Here is a 1,889-nt window from a genome sequence, read left to right as displayed (position 1 = left end):
TATTGACCAGTACTCTCCCCGTATTTTACCAATACGTGCCAGAGTAGCTTTAAGTCTTGTCGTTTTTTAGAATGTGCGCCACGCTCACTCCATGAAACGGGTTGTTTTTGCAATTGATAGGCCGCACGGCCAATAATCTCTGCATTAATCAACTCATTTTCGGCAAGGCTTTGCGCCAAAATAGGCATCGCTGCACCACGAAAATCATCTGGTATTTTTGCCACATTAATCTGACGTCCTTGATGCCAATGCAACTCAATTCCGTACTCGTGACACAAGGCGATTAATGAATCGCCAATAGCAGTGCCCATATAGGATGGATCTGCCACTAATATAGCAATATCTTGGTCCAGCGACACATCGCCATGAATTTGGGCTTCAATATAATGATCTAAATTACCGCTAGGGACCAGATCAAAACGGCGACTAATATCATCGGTTAAATGCTGACTAAAATGTTCAATCAACTTACTCGGTTTAAGCCCAGAAACCCCCAAGGCATATTGACGCTCAAAACTTTCACTGAGTAATGCCGCTAAAATCGCATCAAAACACTTTATGGTACCCTTTTCTTTGGGCAACCGATGTGAGTCCATGTAACTAAAAGTACATCGAGACAATATTTGAGGGTGTGTGATTAAATAACAACTGCCAAAACGAGGTGCGGGGCCTAAGGGGCACAAACCAAAATCTAACGCTCCGTATTTAGGCCGATGTTTAATCCCAGAATAGCTGTGACCAAATAATTGGTTTTCCCAATGGTCTCGTGAACCGCCTAGCTCGGGTGATAAATGACCATTAGAAACATGGGTTTCAAACTGGCTTTTATACACCCCATCACGCAATAAACCATCAACGACGGTGAGGCCTCGGTTATCAATTTGATCGGGATGAAAATGTAACGCCACTCGGCTATGTTGGGCTAACTCACGCATAGCGAGTTGAAGAGATAAGGTTGAAATATTAGACATTAACAGCACATTTTTGATCACGGCATGAGCATGATCACGCAGCTCATACGCCATTTTCTCAATATGTATTTGTGCCGTTAATTTCATCAGTAAGAGACACCTTAAGTTAAGTAACCTCAGCTAAGTCGCTGAATATTTAGATAGAAAACGAGTTACCATTTTATTGTATGTAATAAGTCGACTTTTAGCACTGATTCTGGTCTTTAGATTAACACGATTTCATTAAATCACTGTATTTGGCGATCATAAGCGATACATTTCCACCATTAAATAGCCCATTATTAATCACAATCACAGAGTATATATCGTTGCCCACACAGGGATTTGATAGCACTCAAAGAGGTTTTCAGGTAAGCTTCACGGCCGCCGTTACTGGCTACCTTTTATTCAAAGCAACAATGCGTTGCCCAAAGAGATTTTTCTATGAGTTTTTCCTCACTTGGTCTGAATGCTGCTATTTTAAAAGCGGTTGAAAAACAAGGTTATGACACCCCATCTCCAATTCAAGCACAAGCAATTCCAGCTGTTTTAGCCGGTCAAGATGTAATGGCAGCAGCACAAACTGGGACAGGAAAAACAGCTGGTTTTACCCTGCCAATTTTAGAATTATTATCTAAAGGTGAACGAGCGCAACGTGGTCAAGTCCGTGCGCTAGTATTAACACCAACACGCGAGCTTGCCGCGCAAGTACAAGAAAGCGTCGCAACTTACGGTGTAAACTTACCGTTAAAATCAGCTGTAGTATTTGGTGGTGTGTCCATCGTGCCACAACTAGCTGCACTCAGAAATGGTGTCGACATTTTAGTCGCAACACCAGGCCGTTTACTCGACTTATGCCAGCAAAAAGCCATTAGCTTTAGCAAATTAGAAATTCTAGTGTTAGACGAAGCAGACCGCATGCTAGACATGGGCTTTATT

Annotated in this window: 2 protein-coding genes; one reads left to right on the top strand and one right to left on the bottom strand. The window is 42.2% G+C overall.

The genetic code is table 11. The features are described 5' to 3' along the window. Window positions 1–1,058: DUF3626 domain-containing protein (locus CXF78_RS15840; RefSeq protein WP_102037325.1), on the bottom strand; the 1,058-nt coding region annotated here is incomplete at its 3' end. A 336-nt stretch (window positions 1,059–1,394) separates the two neighbouring features. Here CXF78_RS15840 and CXF78_RS15835 point away from each other — a divergent pair. After that, window positions 1,395–1,889, top strand: a 495-nt coding sequence (locus tag CXF78_RS15835; RefSeq protein ID WP_145991499.1) for a DEAD/DEAH box helicase, incomplete at its 3' end; no start/stop codon positions are given.

Origin of the sequence: Shewanella sp. 11B5 (genome assembly GCF_002836795.1) — a bacterium.
GTDB classification, from domain to species: Bacteria; Pseudomonadota; Gammaproteobacteria; order Enterobacterales; family Shewanellaceae; genus Shewanella; species Shewanella frigidimarina.
Note: the sequence above shows the minus strand (reverse complement) of the source record. Positions and strands in the feature narration are given on the sequence as shown.